This window comes from Rhodococcus sp. NPDC006774 (genome assembly GCF_040636045.1).
In the GTDB taxonomy this organism is placed as follows: Bacteria; Actinomycetota; Actinomycetes; order Mycobacteriales; family Mycobacteriaceae; genus Rhodococcoides.
In genome coordinates, this window is record NZ_JBEYIW010000002.1 from 150,682 (window position 1) to 167,219 (window position 16,538).

A 16,538-nucleotide genomic window follows, 5' to 3' on the forward strand; every position below is an offset into this window, starting at 1 on the left:
TTCACTGTGATTGTGGTCGCACTCGGTCGCCTGACGCTATGGGCCACGGGCCTCAATAGGATGCGACGGTTTGTGCCGTCGCACAATGTGGCTGTGGTGTGGCTTACACGGGTGAGGCTAGAGTTCTGCCATGACCGCGACCGAGTTCGATGTGCATCCGTCACCGACCGATCTGGCCGCGACGATGCTCGACGGCGTCGACGACCTGGCGACGGAACTGGTGCGACGGATCCTGGGGGCCGAGCACGCCTACCTCGAATCGACGCTGCTCACCACCGAGCAGCTCTACGAGGCGTCGCGGAGCAATCTGGCGTCGATGCTGGGCAAGCTGTCCGGTCGTGCTCCCATGCGACTCGAGTCGGCGCGGGACGCGGGCCGACTCAAAGCCGAGCAGGGGGTACCGCTGGCTGCCCTGCTGCATGCTTTCAGGCTGGGCGGCAGGTTGGTCTGGGACGAGTTGATGGAACGTTCGGACGGCCGGGCCAGTCATGCGCTGCTGGACATGGCCGCCCAGGTCTGGGCGCTGGTCGACGTGTACTCCGACGAGGCAGCGGAAGCCTATCGAGAGAGCGCGGACATGCGTGCCCGCGAGAGCGCCGAAGCCCGTGGCCGCCTCATCCGGGTGCTCTTCGCCGATCACGGTGCCAATCCGACTGCCGCCGCCGACGCGTTGCGCACGTTTCGCATTCCCGACCACGGCTACTTCGCGGTGGTCTCGCAGGAGCCGTTGACCGCAGCGGTGGGGATCGACAAGTTGATCTCTCGCCTCCGTACCGCGGGTGCCGAATCGGTGTGGGACGCCGAGGTGGACGGTAGCGTCGGGCTGATCTGTGCCGCAACGGAATCGGAGATCGATTCGGCGTTGGTCACCCTCAGCGAGCTGTGTCCGGGACGCGTGGGGGTGAGTTCGGTCTTCCGGTCCCCGTCGGGTATCGGCGACGCCGTGGGCCAGGCCCGGCTGGCGAGGTCGTGCACCTCGAGCCAGGCCGCACCGTCCACACCGGTGCGCTACGACTCCGTGCCGGTACCGCTCCTGCTGGTCCGCGATCCGAAATCGGGCCGGATCGCCTCACGTCAGATACTCGGTGATCTGCTGGCGTTGCCGCGAGCCGAACGGCAGAGCCTGCTGGACACCCTGGACGCCTGGTTCTCGTGCGGCGGTTCCACCCGCGATGCCGCCGAATCGCTGCACTACCACCGCAATACGGTGTTGTATCGGCTGCGTCGAATTGCCGAGCTCACCGGTCGCGACTTCCGTGATCCGGTTCAGGCCGCGGAACTCTACGTCGGGCTCAGGGCGTATCAGCTCCTGACCTGAAGGGTCAGTGGCTGGCGAGGACGACGTCGAGGATTCCGGCTCCCAGCGGCACCGGTACGCAGGTCGGGGGACGCGCGTTCGCCGGGTCCAGAGCGTTGAGCGCCAGCCGCAGCGCGGTGGGATCGTAGGTGAACGTGAAGTGCGCTACCTCGGTATCGGGGCACACGTCCTGCACCACGATGTTGTGCGCTCCCGGATCCCGAAGCAGCGCATTGGTGTACGGCTGGATCACCTCGTCGACCCTGGTTGCGATGGACGTGTACTCCACCCCCGGCACGGTGTCGCCGCCTGCATTGAGTCGGTCGAGGAAGTCGGATCCGGCCATCAGCTGGGCCAGACCCGGGCCGAATTCGCTTGCCAGGACACCGGTTGCACCCGGCACCGCCTGCACGACGGGTGACACTCCGTACATGGTGCCGCCGTAGGTCGGCGATGCGATCCCCACCCAGCGATCGACCACGTAGGCACCGCCGAGCCTGTTGACGAAGTACCGAGCGACCGCGGCACCTTGCGAGTAGCCGACCACGTCGACTGCGGCGGCGCCGGTCGCCCGGAGTATCGACAACGTCATCGCCTTCAGTTGTGCTGCACTGTCTTCGATGACGCCGTAGCCGTTGGATTTGCCGTCCGGTGACGTGCCGTAGTTGATGGCGAAGACGCAGAATCCGGCTGCTTTCAGAATCGGTGCGAAGCCGGCCCAGTCCGAGTACGCGGTGGCGTCGGTGCCGTGCACCAGGACGACGGGATTCGGGTGGGCTGCGGTGGGCTTGCAGCTCATGTCGTTGGCTCCGGGCGGGGCGGCGTCGCGATTGGATGCCGCGTAGCGAATGGCATCTGCGTGATCGGGTTGCTCGGGGGCCGCGGCGATGGGCATCACCGGCCCCGCGTGTGCGGAGGGCGCGAGCAGTGCACCGGCGGCGGCGATTACGAGGGTGATCAGACTCCGCCGTGGTCCGCGCATGGATCGACGATATTCCTCGAACTGTGGAATGTCCCTATGAAAAGAGGTCGGAGCTGATAAAAGTCACAAGAATTGTTCTGTCGTCGAATTCGTGCCTGATGCGCACACCGCTCGGGGCCCAGCCGTAGTGGCTGGGCCCCGTACGGACAGCAGTTGCTGCTCTGCAGGTCAGAGGCGACTCACGCGCAACCAGTCGACACTCATCGTCTGCGGATACGGTGTGCTGTTCAATGTCTTTCCGACCCAGTTGTTGCCCACAGCGACGTTGAAGAGGATGTAATGCGGCCAGGTGCCCGAGAAGGCCTTCCAGTTGCCGCCTTTTGCCTCGTACTGGGCCTGAGTCAGGGAGAACCGGGCGACTCCGTCGACGAACCAGGTGATGCTGTTCGGTAGCCAGTCGATTCGGTAGGTGTGGAACCCGTTGTCGACCGGATTCATGCTTCCGCCGGTCTTCACATCTTGATTGGAGTTCGACTTCGAAGGTCCGTGCAAATTGAATGACGGTCCGTACAGTCCGGGAATTTCGACGATGTCGACTTCCCCTTGGCTGGGCCATGAATATTCGCCACCGGGTTGTAGGCCGAGGGTCCAGAATGCGGGCAGCAGGCCTCGGGCGCTCGGCATCTTGATCGATGCTTCGATGCGTACCGGCGGCGTCACCGACTGCTTGCCCATGCTGACCACGCGGGCGCTGGTGAAGTTGTACGGTGCCCGCTTGCGGTCCGGTGGATTCTCCCGCCGCGCGGTGATGTTCAAGGAGCCGTTGAACTGGTTGGCGTTGTTCCAGGAATCCGTATAGTACTGCTGCTCACCGGAACTCGCGCCCCAGCGGCCGGTCTGAAAGCCCCACTTGGCGGGGTCGGGTCCGCCGTACCCGTTGAATTGATCTTCCCACAGAAGGGTTCCTGCGCTGCCTTGGGTTCTCGGGGGTGCGGCCAGTGACGGGGCTGCGGTCGCTGACGAGACGGCCACGGCCATCGTCGTCAAGGTGACCGCGACAATTGTTATTAATGATCGCATGAGGGGGATTCCTGTCAGGTCATATGTCGGTGAACAAATGTCGACATTTGATTTCTAGCACGACAAAGTAGGCGGTAGAAGTTTCTTCTGGAATGCAGGAATTCTTGCGAATACAATGAATGAATTCACCAGTGCTACCGGTCGGAAGCAAGGGTACCGACCGATATTGGTCGGTGGTCGGTTTGTTTCAGGAGTGACCGCAGTGACTCGGCAGTGTCTGTGAGTTCAGCGATGCGTACGAGGCGGGAGCGACTACGAGGACCCGGGAGTGGAGCCTGCAGGAACGACTCGAGAGGGGTTGGAGTGGAGCCTGCAGGAACGACTCGATGAGCGGGAGTGGAGCCTGCAGGAACGACTCTATGAGCAGGAGTGGAGCCGGTGACGGGAATCGAACCCGCCTCTCAACCTTGGGAAGGTCGCGTTCTACCAATGAACTACACCGGCGTGTGGTGTCGGCTCGAAGGTTACCAGGGCGTTCAGATGTCGATTCGCACGCCGTGCAGCAGGGTGAGGGCGTCGGGTGCTGCTACCGGCTTGGAGAACAGGTAGCCCTGTGCGCGGGTGCAGCCCAATTCGATCAGGGTGTTTCTGGCGCTCTGTGTTTCGACGCCTTCGGCGATGATGTTCAGTCCGAATGCGTCGGCGAGTCCGATGATGGACTGGACGATGGCCACGTCGCCGGTGTCTCTGGCGCCGAGGTCGGTGACGAAGGCTCGGTCGATCTTGAGCGCATCGACGGGGAGTTCCTTGAGGTGCGACAGGGAGCTGTATCCGGTGCCGAAGTCGTCTATGGCCACTTGCACGCCGAGTTCACGGAGCTCGCGGAGCGTCACGCGGGTACGGGAAAGGTCCTGCACCACTGCCACTTCGGTGATCTCGAGGCAGAGGTCGGGTCCGGCTATCGAGAATTCCGTGAGTGCTCTGGCGACGGCTCCGACGAATCCGTTGGTGACCAGCTGGACGGGGGATATGTTGACGCGCATTGCGATGTCGAGGTGGGGGATCTCGCGTTGCCAGTCGGCGAGGGTGCGGCAGGCGCGGTCGAGGACCCAGCGGCCGAGTTCACCGGCGAGGTTCGTCTCCTCGGCCACGGGGATGAATGCGGACGGGGGAAGCAGTCCGCGGGTGGGGTGTTGCCATCGGACCAGTGCTTCGACTGCGGTGATGCGTCCGGTGACGAGGTCCACTTCGGGCTGGAAGTGCAGGGTGAGCGAGTCGCCTGCGATGGCGTCGCGCAGATGGATCTCGACGTCGTTGCGGAGTTCGGCTTCGGCGTGCATCTCTTCGGTGAACAGGGCGATGTTGTGGCCGCCCGCGCGTTTGGCCACCAGGGCGGCCTGATCTGCTTGCCGCAGAAGCGACTCGGCGGTGTGCTTGCCCGGTTGGCCGAAGGCGATTCCGATGCTTGCGCTTCTGCTGATGCGTTCGACTCCGAGGGTGACGGGGGCGTTCATGGCGTCGGCGATCAACTCGGCGTGGTGTGTCGCGACGCGGGCCGAGCACGGGCCGGCCAATACCACCAGGAACTCGTCGCCGCCCAGGCGTGCGGCGAGACCGACCGACTTGCCGACGAAGCTCTGCAGTCGATCGGCGATGGTCTCGAGGTAGTGGTCACCGGCGAGGTGGCCCAGAAAGTCGTTCAGTGCCTTGAGTCGATCGAGGTCGATGTGCATCACGGCGACGGGACCGGGCATGGACGGGTCGAGCCGTTCGCGGAGGTGTTGTGCGAGGGCCGTGCGGTTCGGCAGTTTGGTCAGTTGGTCGTGGAGCGCCGCGAAGCGAAGCCGTTCCTCGGCGATCACTCGCGCCTGTAGTTGAGAGAGCAGTGCCGCAATTGCTTTGAGCGCATTGAGTTCTGCCTCGGACCAACTTCGGTCGCCGATCTTGATGAAGCCGAGGATGCCGGTGGTGCGTCCGGAGTGCAGCAGCGGCACGACGGCCATCGAGGTCGCGGAGAATCCCGACCCCTCCTCGACGCGTCGGCGGTAGTCCTCCTGCTCCGGATCCGGCCGAAACACTGCCGGTTCGGTCAGTGTTTCGGCCAGACGGAATACCGAGTCTGCGTCGTCGAAGTAGACCACTGCCAGTGGATCCGGATCGGGCACGCTCAGTCGCGGTGGCCATTCCGCGCTGAGTCTGGTGGCCCTGGCCTCGAAATCGTTGTGTCGGAGGAAGCTGAAGTCGATGCCGAGGTAGTCCACGAGCTGCCGCAGTACGGAGTCGTACGCCTCGCGCACCGTCGCCGAATCGACACCCATGAGTTCGGTTGCGACGCCGGTGACGAGGACCTCGAGCGGCCGATTGTGCTCCAGGGCTCCACTCCCGCCTCTCGTGGACACAGTGCAGGACTGTTCCCCCTGGTCTCCGCCGAAACTCTACCCCGATACAGACGCTGAAACAGGAAGTCTGCGACTATGTATCGTGGTTTTCGGGGCGCAACTGAGCCGCAACACCAGCGCAACGGACTCGGTGGTTTCCATTTCAAGCAGCGTGCGGAACTCGAAACTCAACTGCTGCAGCGTTTCTGCATGGTGCGTCGACAGTTGTCGGTATTCCTCCTCGGTACGTGCGTAGAGGAACGCAGGGGAAACCGGTTGTACTGCCAATCCGTGCAAATGCGCAGTTACCCAAACGTTCTCCATTGCAGATCCTCCTCTGATGTAATGTTCTGCGGTCGCTCCGGGTACGACGATCACTGCAAGTGCCGAACTCGACAGCACTCGATCGCGCATGTCGGTCCCCAGTGCGGCGCCGGCGTCCCAGTCGTGAACCAGCTCCATGACGTCCGGCCGCTTGACGATCTCGAGCTTGGACAGGTCTGCGTCGTCGATCCCCAGCGTCGAGACCTCGATTCCTCGATCGGGATCGAGATCTCCAGGCCAGCGCAACTCCGAGAACATGTCTCGGTGCAGGTGCGGTGTGAGATACCGGATTCGATCCGCCGCGGCGAGGACATTCGCGGCCGCCGCAATGGATTCGGGTGCCGTCAGCAGCACTGCCCGTCCACCTTCTGCTGCTGCCGCAGCAGCGATGTCGGCGGCGATGTTCGCGTCCAGGGGTGCGCCGGTGCCCATTTCCCGGTTGGTGCACCGCTCGAGAACTCCGTCGAGCAGGCGTCGATCCTCGACGGGTTGCGGGCCACCCGCACTCAGCGTGATCTCGACTCCGCGCTCGGTGACTTCGGTGCGGTCGAGTCTGCCCTGCGCGGAAGCCACCACTCGCGCGTTGAAGGCGGCCGCACCGACTGCCACGTAACTGCCGCGGAAGGCGATGTCGAGGGTCGAGGTTCGCGCACGATCGACCCCGATGCGCACGGTGCGTGCGTCGCGGGTGAACGTCCACGGCTGGCTGTTTCCACCGGACGGCGCTCGGCGGGCAGCGTCGAGAACGAGCGCGTCGGGATCGACGGACGTGCGGTGAGCGTCGACGGCGGTGTCGACCGAGGGCTGCTGCGCCCTACGCGTCGGGTTCGGGGCCGCGAGCGCGTCGAGATGGGTGTCGAGGTCGATGCGGATTCGTCCGGAGGGCAGGTTCGCTCCGGTGCCGAAGCGTCGAACGGCTGCGGCGATGGTGGCACCGCCGAGTTGGACGTCGCCGCCCAATTGCGGCCAGGTCTCTATCGTTTCGCTCACTTCCACCATCGAGGCTGCCATGCGGGCCGAGAGCAGCGAGGCGTCGAGCTGATCCAGCACGATCGGGATCTTGTCGCGGGTGCCCAGCCCTCGCAGGCTCGTGGAGTCGATCTCGCCGAGGACGCCGTGGAACACCGGGCGGTCGGGTTCGAGGTCGAAGCGTTCGACGTCGAGAAGTCCACGGTCGGAGGTCTCCATCAGTACGGGGATGCGTCGCGACCGGGCTGCCTCGCGGGCGCGGACCTTGACATCGAGGGAGTCGCATTCCTCGACGAGCAGGTCCAGTCCGTCGAAGAAGTCGTCGATGGTGTTCTCGGTGATTCCGTCCTCGCTGATTTCGACGCGCAGATACGGGTCGATCTCGGCAATGCGGCGGGCTGCGACGACCGCCTTGTTGACGCCGAGATCGAGGATGGACGCCGGAATTCTATTGAGGTTGGAAAGTTCGATCTCGTCGAAGTCGGCGAGGCGAAGCGTCCCGCAGATTCCTTCGAGTGCAAGGGTGTGGGCAATGGCGTGCCCGACGCTCAGGCCGATGATTCCTATCGTGAGATCTCCCAAGGAATTCTGTTCCGCCAGGGTTATCTTGTTCCTGTTTCTGGCCAGCCTCAGGTGTCGAAACGAGTTCGGTCCGAGTAGGGCGACGACCGTCTTTCGCCAAGGAAAGAAAACCCATCTGTCTCTTTCGTCGAGAATGCTCTGCTCAGGGCTGGGGAGCAATGAGTGCAGGCCTTTTCTCTGCGTCTGCCGCTCGTCCATGAATGTGAGGCTGGAATCTCGTCTGAGTTCGTCGAGGGCGGCTCGCTGTGTGGCGTCCGTCTCGTCGAATATCACAGGCTTCCAGTGGTTGCCGGCTGTGGTTCGATCGTTCATGATGCGACTGCTTCCTCGAGTGCGACGGCTGCGCGGCGGTGTGCGAGCAGGGTGACCGTGTTGTGCCGCATCCGGCGCCAGGTGGCCAGATCGGCATTGAATGCCAGTGTTGTTCTGTCCCACCAGAACACCTCGGTTCGATAGCGTTCGTCGGGGTAGGGAATCGGCGCGATCTGGGTGGCGATGACCGCTCCGGTGTCGAGCCAGGCGGTGCGGACGTGGGAGGCCGCGGTCGCCAAGGCATAGCGCGCGCCGAGAAGTGCAGTGCTGTACGCGGGTGATTCCGCGATCATCGCGGTGACGGCGCGGCCGTGGGGTGCGTCCTGAGCCACCCACGCAGATTTCAGTTCGACGACTCCGTGGCCGATGCGTTCGTCGAGCATGGTGTGTACGTGGCGTAGGCCGTCGGGATATGCGGCGAATTCGATCAGTGCGTGCGATTGATCGACCGAGGAATACGGCCCCTGCACCCGTACCCCGCCGACTATTTGTCCGGTTCGGTCGAGTGCGGCGAAGAACAGTGCTGTGGTGCCGCCGTCACGAATGGTCGACATTTCGAGTGCGGTTGTCACACCGTGTCGCAGATAGCTTTCCTCTGCGCCGTCCAGGAATTGCTCCCACAACTCCGGATTTTCGGTGGGAGTGGTGGCCAGAACGTGGCATTGGGATCGGTGATCCCAATACGAGGGGACGTCGAACAGAATTGTCATTTCAGTCTTCCTGATAGGAGTTTCCCGAATGCGAATGGTGGTGCCGTTCGATTGTCCGGCTTTTCCTTTGCGGAGCTATGCGTTGTGATCGGGGCTCGGGTGTGTCGCGGCGGGCTGCCAAGACCAGTAGCCTGCAGAGGTGCTGCTCTCCGACCGTGACATCCGTGCCGAAGTGACTCTGGGAAACCTGGCGATCGAACCGTTCGACCCGTCGATGGTTCAGCCGTCGAGTGTCGATGTGCGACTCGACAAGCTTTTCCGGGTGTTCAACAACACCCGCTATACCCACATCGATCCGTCGCTACAGCAGGACGAGTTGACGACTCTGGTCGAACCTGCGGCAGGTGAGCCGTTCGTACTCCATCCGGGTGAGTTCGTTCTCGGCTCCACGCTGGAATTGACGACGCTGCCGGACTACCTGGCCGGTCGGCTCGAGGGGAAGAGCTCGCTCGGACGGCTGGGTCTGCTCACGCACTCGACTGCAGGCTTCATCGATCCCGGCTTCAGTGGCCACATCACGCTGGAGCTGTCCAACGTCGCCAACCTCCCGATCACGTTGTGGCCGGGCATGAAGATCGGGCAGCTGTGTCTGTTCCGGCTGTCGTCGCCGTCCGAGAATCCGTACGGCAGCGCCGCGGTCGGGTCGAAGTATCAGGGCCAGCGCGGGCCGACGCCTTCGAAGGCCTACCTGAATTTCGTTCGGTCGAGCGTCGAGTAAACGATCGAACGGTTTGTTTCCTCGCGGTAAAACATGGCGAATGTCCGGTTGTAGCGGTACTCTGGTGAGCTGACGTGGGTTGGGGCCTACCAGAGCGAGGTTTCTAGTGTCCGCGGTTCCCGATGTGTCCGTACTCGGCGCTTCGTTGGGGTCGAGTGGTCTCCGCAGCGTGATCAGCGACAACGCTCACCCCGGTGCCGTCCTGGAAGTGCACGAGCCCGTCGCCACCCGGCCCGCACCCAACGGTCTCGCCCCCGATCCGTGGGATGCCGTTATCGCATCTGTACACAATCTGGCGACCGAGTACGCGTCCGCGGACTTCTATCCGGTGCTCGCACTGCGCGAAAGTGATCCCAGAACGGCCTACGACCAGGACTTCTCCGACGGCGTTGTGCTCGTGTCCGAACTCGGTGCCCAGTTGGGTGCGTTGCGTGAGACGCGTGTGCTGGCAGGCGAGCGCTGCGTCGCTCTGTTCGACGTCGGCGCATCCGGTACCTCGGTCTCCGTCGTGGACCTGGACAGCGGCGATGTTCTCGCGTCGCGTCGAACGGACGCTCTCGGTGGTGACGTCTGTGATCGGGTGCTGAGCGAACACCTCATCGCGACGTTCGGCGCGGCCGAGGCACTGACGGTCGAGGCTCGCAGGCGACTCGTTCACGATGTCCGCGACGGGAAACACGAACTGGCTCTGCTGCGCAGCGTGTCCATTGCCGGACCGTTCGTCGGCGGACGCGCATCGCTGTGGCGCGGCAATCTGGACGAGCTCATCGGCGATGCCGTGCACCGAGCCGTCTCGATGGCCGTCGACGTGCTCGACGCGGTCGGCGCGCAGGGCGTTCACGTCGACGCCATCGTCGCCGTCGGCGGTGGTGCCAACATGCAGATAATTCGGCAGGTCCTGTTCGACGCGGTGCCGATGCCGGTCTATGTGCCCGAACAGCCCGAACTGCTGGCGGCGCACGGCGCTGCCGGGATCGCTCGGACTGTGGGTCTGCGTCCCGCGCCCGCACCACCCGAGGTGTTCACCGATCGGTACGCTGCCGTGGATCGGGAGTCCGCAGACCTACAGGTGGCTGCGGTTGCCCCGGTGGTTTCCAAGCGCCCGCGACACAGCGACACCTCCTCCAAGCGAATGACCAGGGTAAACAAGGCTCGGCATCTCGGTGGCGCGCTCGCGGCGCTCGTCGCTGTGTGTGCAGCCGGCACCGTGGTCACGGCGGCTGCGCGAACCGGCGGCGACGATCCGGCACCGGCGGTGAACATATCGCAGGATTCCTCGCAGACCGCTCGGTCGCAGTCCGTGGTGCCTGCCGCAGACGGATCACCCGCCGCGCCTGCTGGGTCGTCGGTGCCGCTCGCGACCACGACGGCGCAGACGTCCACTCCGGTCGCCGCGCCGGCACCGTCGTCCTCGCCCGAGGCCCCGACCACGACGGACGCTCAGAGCGCCACGGCCACGCGGCGCACCGTGGCCACGACGAGTTCCCCGTCCGACATCGCGGAGACGACGGCACCCGACAGGCCGACCGTCGATCGACCGACCGTGGTGCCGACGGCGGTCCCACCTGCCGCTACGACTCGTCCGACCACAACGAAGCCCACCGCCACGACGACGCATCCGACGACCACCACGCGGGCGACTCGAACGTTCGATTTTCCGTTCCCGGACTTCGACTTTCCGCGTCGCTGACCGGTCTGCGCTTTCCGGCTCCGCCTGCCCCGGTACTCGAGGCAGGATGAGCAGTATGGAGTCGATTCAGACCGAGCGCGAAGACAAGTTCGACGTCGACGCAGAGTTCCAGTTGCCCACTCTCGCTTCGCTGGTGCCCACCGGCGGCGCACTGGAGTCGAGCGAGACGGACCTGAGCAGTGAGTACTTCGATACTGTCGGCCACGATCTGTTGCGACGCGGAATCACGGTGCGGCGTCGTACCGGTGATTCCGACAACGGCTGGCATGCGAAGGTCCCGGCGGAGAAGGCGCGGACCGAGATTCGGCTCCCTCTGGGCAACGGTGCGCACAATGCGGTGCCGGACGAGCTGAACGATGTGCTGCGCGGTGCGGTGATGGGCGGTGAGTTGTCCGCGGTCGCGACTCTGACGACGCGTCGAACGATCCACACCGTGTCCGACGCCGACGGGGCGGTGGTTGCGGAGATCGCGGACGACGAGGTCTCTGTCGTTCTGATCGGCGGCGCGACCGGTCCGCGGTGGCGGGAGGTCGAGGTGGAACTCGGACCCGCAGGCTCGGAGTCGTTTCTGAAGAAGGCGGGCAAGGTATTGCGCGCTGCCGGTGCTCGGCCGTCGGCGCATCCGTCGAAGTTGGATCGGGCGCTGTCGGTGGTGCGCCAGGTTCCCGCCGAACCCGGGGCAGCCCTGCTGGCGGACTATCTCGATGCACAGGCACAGGCGATCGTCGCAGGCGATGTCTACCTGCGCCGAGGGCTGGATCCGATTCATTCCACGCGGGTGGCGATTCGGCGATACCGCAGTACCCTCCGCGTGTTCGGGAGTCTGTTCGAGGACGAGCCCGCCGCGCACTTGGAGGCCGAACTATCCTGGTATGCAAGCATTCTCGGTGAGGTACGAGATCGTCAGGTGCAGCGTGCTCGGTTCGCCGCTGCGTTGCGCGAACTGCCGCCCGAACTGGTGCTCGGGCCGGTCGCGTCGCGCATCGAGAACGATCTGTTGGCCGAGCAGATTCGATACCGCGAGGCGGCGATGACCGAACTCGACGGAGAGCGTTACCGCGCGCTGCTCACGACGCTGTCCGAGTGGTCACGCGGTCTACCGATCGACGGCGAGGTCACCGACCGCGTGTTGATCAAGCTTGCCCGCAAGGCAGGGAAGAAAGCGATCGATCGCACGAAGAGTGCCGTGCGCGGCACCGACGACGAGGCTTTGCATCGCGCACGGAAGGCATCGAAACGTGCACGGTATGCGGCCGAGCTGGTGGCGCCGGTGACGGACAAGAAGGTGTCGAAAGCGAACATCAAGCACTTCAAGACAATTCAGGAGGTGCTGGGAGAGCATCAGGACGCGGTGATCGCGGCGGACATTCTGCGGACTCTCGGCGCGCGGGCAGGGACGACGGCGGGGGAGAACGGTTTCACCTTCGGCCTGCTCTTCGAGCGCGAGCGCCGCGCCGCCGAGATGGCCCGGGACGAGGCCGGCAGATTGGAGTTCTGATCGCGGAAAGCGGTATATTTCCCCGATTCGAGGCTCGAAGAGTACTCTGAGTCGGAATCGAGTTCGGGGGAGTCGACGATCATGGCCATTGCACTCGGAGTGCACGTCGGTGTCGAAGAAGTGTCCGCTTCGCTGGTAGAGGCCGATCTGCCCGAACTCGGGCCCATTTCCACTCGCACTGTCTCCGTTTCCTCGGTTCCCGGGGGTGTCGGTGACGCGGTCACGACGATGCTCGGAATCATGAGGGTGCAGGCGGCCCAGAACGACCTGCTGATCAGCGGTTCCGGGGTGGTCTGCGACAGCATCGCGCTCTGTGGGACCGTTCGCGCTGCTCTGGCCGCCCACGATGTTCGCGACGTCGGGGTAGTCGATGCCGGAGATCCGCGGTTGAACTCCGCGGTTCCGTTGGGAATTGCTGCGGCACTGATCGGAGCCAAGGCCGCCCTCGCCGAGCCTGTGTCCGTCTCTGCTGCGACGGGTGACGAGGGCCGGAGTGGCTCTGCCGGGGACGGGACGGGCACGCCACGCAGCGCGCGGCTGACGATGATCGGATTGGGCGTTGCGGTTCTCGCGGCACTGAGCGGAGCCACGGTGTGGGCACTGGCGGCGGCCGATCCGACACAGAATCCCGTGGTCGACACCGCCGAGATGCCGTCGAGCGAAGACGGCGGAGCCGTGTCGACGTCGGTGGCGGTCATTGCCGATTCGGCGGTCCCGCCTACTGCCCCGTCTGCTGTTCCGCCCGTCGAGGCGGGGCTGTTCGATGCCCCGGTGTACGGGCCGATTTCAATCGTCGACTGGAGTGACGCGGTCCTCGGGGGTTCGGTCCCCACTCCGAACGGCGAGGTGTCGTCGGGTGGCGGCAACTCCCGTGCCGTCGATTCGGATGGCGGCAGACCCGGCGTGGTCACCGGCGGAGGCGGCAACGCCGGCAGTGGCGACTCCGACGGCGCTACGGGCGGCGGGGCTTCGGGTGGTGGCCATTCGGGCGGCGGTCACCCGGGTGGCGGGAATTCTGGCGGTGGCGGTGGCGGATCGGGTGGAGGGGAGACGCCGACCGTCGATCCGGAGCCGGAGCCGGAGCCCGAGGTGCCGCCCACCGAGCCGTCCGAGCCGACCACGGAGGTTCCGGAGACCACCGAGCCCACCACCGATGCAGCACCGTCGGCGGATCCGGTCGAATGACGTTCGAGTCGTTGATTGCATTGTGAGCGAGCGGTTTTGATACTTGGACAAGTCCTTCGCGTGACGGGTATGTGAATTCGACTCCGACACCTGAACTTCTGCTCACGCCTCGCTACCATCGGGTGATCGACCAGTAGACGGTGAGTATCCGATGACCGATCATTCCGCAGCAGGACCGGTGACCCGCACAACCATCGACAGGGCAGTGGGTGTTCTCATCGCGCTGCGTGGCTGCAGTCCGGAGGATGCGTTCTCCGAATTGGCGGCGCACAGCTTCCGTTTCGACGTCTCGCTCGTGCAGTCCGCTCGTTCCATCGTCGCGGCCGCGCGTGGGATGGACTCGGACAACGGTGTCGACTGTGCGGCGATGATGTCGGCGCAAGAGGAATGGGGCCCGCTGCTGGCGGACCGTCGAGATCCTTTCGATCACGTCGCCTGAGATCGGACGACTCGTGTCCTGCTGCTTGTTATATCTCCCAAAACAAACCGAAAGTTCATTCAGATACCGATATTGCTGTCCAGACGGCGGTTCGGCGGTTACTATCGGCAGGTCGGAGTAGCCAGTCGAGTCGAGGAATCATGAGAACAGTCCTTGGTGTTTCGGTGGGTTCTGCCACTGTCCGAGGGGTCGCAGTCGATGCGATCGACGAGTCGGTGCGGTCGGCCCACATCGTCCACTCGTTCGATCCTGACGACCACCTTCAGGTCGCCCTCGACTTGCTGGACTCCATGTCGCGAGACCAGATGGTCGACAGAACCGACATCGTCTTGGCCGTGCCGGACGATCCCGGTGCTCGCGCGCGTACGTCCGCCTACTCCACGTACGAGGCCGATCGCCTGCTGGTCGCGTCCGAACTCGGTGCTCAGCTGCGGTACCTGCAGGGCACGGGCCAGCTCGAGGGCGCTCGAACCGTTGCGATCTGTGACGTCGGCGCATCCGGCACCACGGTGTCCGTCGCAGACCCGGCCACCGGTACGGTCTTCAGTTCGGTGCGCACCACGCTGTTCGGAGGCAACAGCTGCGACGAGCAGGTCGCGCGCTACCTGCTCTCGACGTACGGGGCAGACGAGTTGGCGTCCGATCGCGCCCGAGCAGAATTGACGGTGTCGATCCGCACGGCACGCGAGCAGCTTTCCCGGCTGCGGGTGGCGGAGGTTGCCGGACCCTTCATCGGTGGTCCGGTCAGGTTGTGGCGCAACACCTTCGACGATGTGCTCGAGCGCAGCATTCGTTCATTGGAGGACTGGGTGGCCAGTGTCATCGTCGACGCTCCCTGCGCTGTGAATGCCCTGGTGATGGTCGGTGGCTGCGCCAATATCCCGACGCTTCGGCGCCTGTTTCGTCGTGATCTGATGCTGCCGGTCGTCGCGCCTGCCAATCCTGAGTCCCTCACCGCGCACGGTGCGGCTCTGATGGCCGTCGACGCGGTCGCATCGCGTCGGCATCACCCGCGTGGTGCCACGATCGCCAACGTTGTGCCGTCGCAACACGCCTCGATGGTGGGCATGGTGGGCTACCACGACTCCCCGCGACACCGCTCGGCTTGAACCCGCCGGCCTGGCCAACGAACGCCGTTGTTGGGTAGGTTGCTCCAGTAATGGTGAACAGTGGGGTACGAGACGGTGGGACAACAGTGGCAGAGCAGGTAGCGGAGTCCGGTGCGGCAGCAACCGACGGGGAAGCATTCGATCCGGCAGAACATGCTCGGAGCATGGTCGGTTATCACTACCGCACCGAGGACTACTACGAGGTGGGCCGCGAGAAGGTCCGTGAGTACGCCCGCGCCGTCCAGGACTTCCACCCCGCCCACTGGGACGGCGACGCCGCGGCAGAGCTGGGCCACAGTGCCCTCGTCGCACCTCTGACGTTCATGTCGCTGGTCGGCACTCTCGCGCAGAAGAAGCTTCTTCAGTCCATCGCCGAGGGCTACGACCTGAGCCAGATTCTGCAGACCGATCAGGTGCTGGTGTTCCAGAAGCCGATCCTCGCCGGCGATCAGCTGACGTGCGACGTCTCGCTCGATTCGTTCAAGACGGTCATGGGTCGCGACATGATGGTCACCAAGAACATCGTGTCCAATCAGAAGAACGAACTGGTGCAGACCACGTACACCACGCTCCTCGTCGGTCGGTCCGGCGAGATCGATCCGGCCATCGCCGAGGCGGCTCGCAACATAGTGATGTTGGGTGCGACCGACACCGGCGATACTGGGGCGAATGAGCACGACGCACTGTCCACTCCGCAGCAACACGAACCGTTGATCATCGAGGAGTACCGGGGACGGCCGACGCAGAAGTTCGACGATGTGAACGTCGGAGACGAACTGCCGTCACGCACGGTGCGCCTGACCCGCGGTGACCTGGTCAACTACGCAGGCGTTGCCGGAGACGCGAACCCGATTCACTGGGACGAGAAGTTCGCCAAGCTGATCGATCTCGAGAACGTGCTGGCCCACGGCATGCTCACGATGGGTGTCGGCGGCGGATGGATCAGCGAGTGGCTCGGCGACCCGGGCGCTGTGAAGGACTACACCGTCCGCTTCACCACCCCTATCCCGGTCGACACCCACAAGGCCGCCGAAATCGTCTTCACCGGCAAGATCAAGTCCAAGGACGAAGCGACACGCACTGCAGTGATCTCACTGGGTGCGACATTCGAGGGCAAGCGCATCTTCGGTCACCGCGCTACGGCAACAGTGCAATTGGGCTGAGTGCCTGGGCGGCACTCAACCACACCACTCGGTGCCCGGCTGTCCTGTCCGGGAATCGGCTCCTCAGTTTTGGAGATCCGACTCCGATCGGCGTCGGGTATCCGAATCCGGGGAGCTGATCGGCAGGGTGGCAGCGGTATTTACGCCCCTCGTTGCAATCCACACCCCCTGTAGCGGGCGTGAATTCATGCGAGGGGCGTAGATGTGTTCAGCCTCGGCGTC

General features: G+C 64.4%; 13 protein-coding genes and 1 tRNA gene. 8 read left to right on the plus strand and 6 right to left on the minus strand.

Going from position 1 to position 16,538, the window contains the following annotated elements; genetic code table 11:
- Positions 1-130 precede the first annotated feature (130 nt).
- Positions 131-1,318, plus strand: coding sequence for a helix-turn-helix domain-containing protein (locus ABZ677_RS03715; protein WP_358366669.1), 1,188 nt, complete (start codon positions 131-133; stop codon positions 1,316-1,318).
- 4 nt (positions 1,319-1,322) lie between these two features.
- Here the strand turns inward: ABZ677_RS03715 and ABZ677_RS03720 are convergent, their stop codons facing one another.
- The 6 genes from ABZ677_RS03720 to ABZ677_RS03745 all read right to left on the minus strand — a co-directional run bounded on the left by ABZ677_RS03720 (position 1,323) and on the right by ABZ677_RS03745 (position 8,514).
- Positions 1,323-2,279 carry an alpha/beta fold hydrolase gene (locus ABZ677_RS03720; RefSeq protein ID WP_358366671.1) on the minus strand — a complete coding sequence of 319 codons (957 nt, stop codon included), beginning with the start codon at positions 2,277-2,279 and terminating at the stop codon, positions 1,323-1,325.
- A 168-nt stretch (positions 2,280-2,447) separates the two neighbouring features.
- Positions 2,448-3,299, minus strand: coding sequence for a glycoside hydrolase family 16 protein (locus tag ABZ677_RS03725; protein WP_358366673.1), 852 nt, complete (start codon positions 3,297-3,299; stop codon positions 2,448-2,450).
- Between the two features lie 370 nt (positions 3,300-3,669).
- Positions 3,670-3,743: transfer RNA gene (locus tag ABZ677_RS03730), tRNA-Gly, on the minus strand.
- 32 nt (positions 3,744-3,775) lie between these two features.
- Positions 3,776-5,638 carry an EAL domain-containing protein gene (locus ABZ677_RS03735; RefSeq protein ID WP_358366674.1) on the minus strand — a complete coding sequence of 621 codons (1,863 nt, stop codon included), beginning with the start codon at positions 5,636-5,638 and terminating at the stop codon, positions 3,776-3,778.
- Positions 5,639-5,674: 36 nt separating this feature from the next.
- Complete coding sequence (locus tag ABZ677_RS03740; RefSeq protein ID WP_358366676.1) at positions 5,675-7,804, minus strand: Rv1355c family protein; 2,130 nt, start codon at positions 7,802-7,804, stop codon at positions 5,675-5,677.
- Positions 7,801-8,514, minus strand: coding sequence for a hypothetical protein (locus ABZ677_RS03745; protein WP_037195869.1), 714 nt, complete (start codon positions 8,512-8,514; stop codon positions 7,801-7,803). The genes ABZ677_RS03740 and ABZ677_RS03745 overlap by 4 nt, the downstream gene beginning before the upstream one ends.
- A 139-nt stretch (positions 8,515-8,653) precedes the next feature.
- On the opposite strand from ABZ677_RS03745, the gene dcd reads away from it, so the two are divergent.
- From dcd to ABZ677_RS03780, 7 genes are all read left to right on the plus strand, one after another.
- Positions 8,654-9,232: a dCTP deaminase gene (dcd, locus tag ABZ677_RS03750; protein ID WP_032396620.1), complete on the plus strand. Its 579-nt coding sequence runs from the start codon at positions 8,654-8,656 to the stop codon at positions 9,230-9,232.
- Between the two features lie 169 nt (positions 9,233-9,401).
- Positions 9,402-10,922 (plus strand): Hsp70 family protein, encoded by a 1,521-nt coding sequence (locus ABZ677_RS03755; protein WP_358366679.1) that lies wholly within the window; start codon positions 9,402-9,404, stop codon positions 10,920-10,922.
- A 55-nt stretch (positions 10,923-10,977) separates the two neighbouring features.
- Positions 10,978-12,420 (plus strand): CYTH and CHAD domain-containing protein, encoded by a 1,443-nt coding sequence (locus tag ABZ677_RS03760; protein ID WP_094740189.1) that lies wholly within the window; start codon positions 10,978-10,980, stop codon positions 12,418-12,420.
- A gap of 81 nt (positions 12,421-12,501) precedes the next feature.
- Positions 12,502-13,605 carry a hypothetical protein gene (locus ABZ677_RS03765; RefSeq protein ID WP_358366681.1) on the plus strand — a complete coding sequence of 368 codons (1,104 nt, stop codon included), beginning with the start codon at positions 12,502-12,504 and terminating at the stop codon, positions 13,603-13,605.
- Between the two features lie 151 nt (positions 13,606-13,756).
- Positions 13,757-14,044: an ANTAR domain-containing protein gene (locus ABZ677_RS03770; RefSeq protein ID WP_358366683.1), complete on the plus strand. Its 288-nt coding sequence runs from the start codon at positions 13,757-13,759 to the stop codon at positions 14,042-14,044.
- A gap of 140 nt (positions 14,045-14,184) precedes the next feature.
- A complete protein-coding gene (locus ABZ677_RS03775; RefSeq protein ID WP_358366685.1) occupies positions 14,185-15,153 on the plus strand; it encodes an Hsp70 family protein in 969 nt (322 codons plus the stop codon).
- A 50-nt stretch (positions 15,154-15,203) separates the two neighbouring features.
- Entirely contained in the window at positions 15,204-16,316 is a 1,113-nt protein-coding gene (locus ABZ677_RS03780; protein WP_358366687.1) for a fused (3R)-hydroxyacyl-ACP dehydratase subunits HadA/HadB, read from the plus strand.
- Positions 16,317-16,538 lie beyond the last annotated feature (222 nt).

What these genes read in the sequence shown, in the direction of transcription:
- ABZ677_RS03760 (WP_094740189.1), top strand. Translation starts at nt 10,978, where the DNA reads ATGGAGTCGATTCAGACCGAGCGCGAAGACAAGTTCGACGTCGACGCA.
- ABZ677_RS03765 (WP_358366681.1), top strand. Translation starts at nt 12,502, where the DNA reads ATGGCCATTGCACTCGGAGTGCACGTCGGTGTCGAAGAAGTGTCCGCT.
- ABZ677_RS03740 (WP_358366676.1), bottom strand. Translation starts at nt 7,804, where the DNA reads ATGAACGATCGAACCACAGCCGGCAACCACTGGAAGCCTGTGATATTC.
- ABZ677_RS03775 (WP_358366685.1), top strand. Translation starts at nt 14,185, where the DNA reads ATGAGAACAGTCCTTGGTGTTTCGGTGGGTTCTGCCACTGTCCGAGGG.
- ABZ677_RS03780 (WP_358366687.1), top strand. Translation starts at nt 15,204, where the DNA reads ATGGTGAACAGTGGGGTACGAGACGGTGGGACAACAGTGGCAGAGCAG.
- ABZ677_RS03720 (WP_358366671.1), bottom strand. Translation starts at nt 2,279, where the DNA reads ATGCGCGGACCACGGCGGAGTCTGATCACCCTCGTAATCGCCGCCGCC.
- ABZ677_RS03745 (WP_037195869.1), bottom strand. Translation starts at nt 8,514, where the DNA reads ATGACAATTCTGTTCGACGTCCCCTCGTATTGGGATCACCGATCCCAA.
- ABZ677_RS03715 (WP_358366669.1), top strand. Translation starts at nt 131, where the DNA reads ATGACCGCGACCGAGTTCGATGTGCATCCGTCACCGACCGATCTGGCC.
- ABZ677_RS03770 (WP_358366683.1), top strand. Translation starts at nt 13,757, where the DNA reads ATGACCGATCATTCCGCAGCAGGACCGGTGACCCGCACAACCATCGAC.
- ABZ677_RS03725 (WP_358366673.1), bottom strand. Translation starts at nt 3,299, where the DNA reads ATGCGATCATTAATAACAATTGTCGCGGTCACCTTGACGACGATGGCC.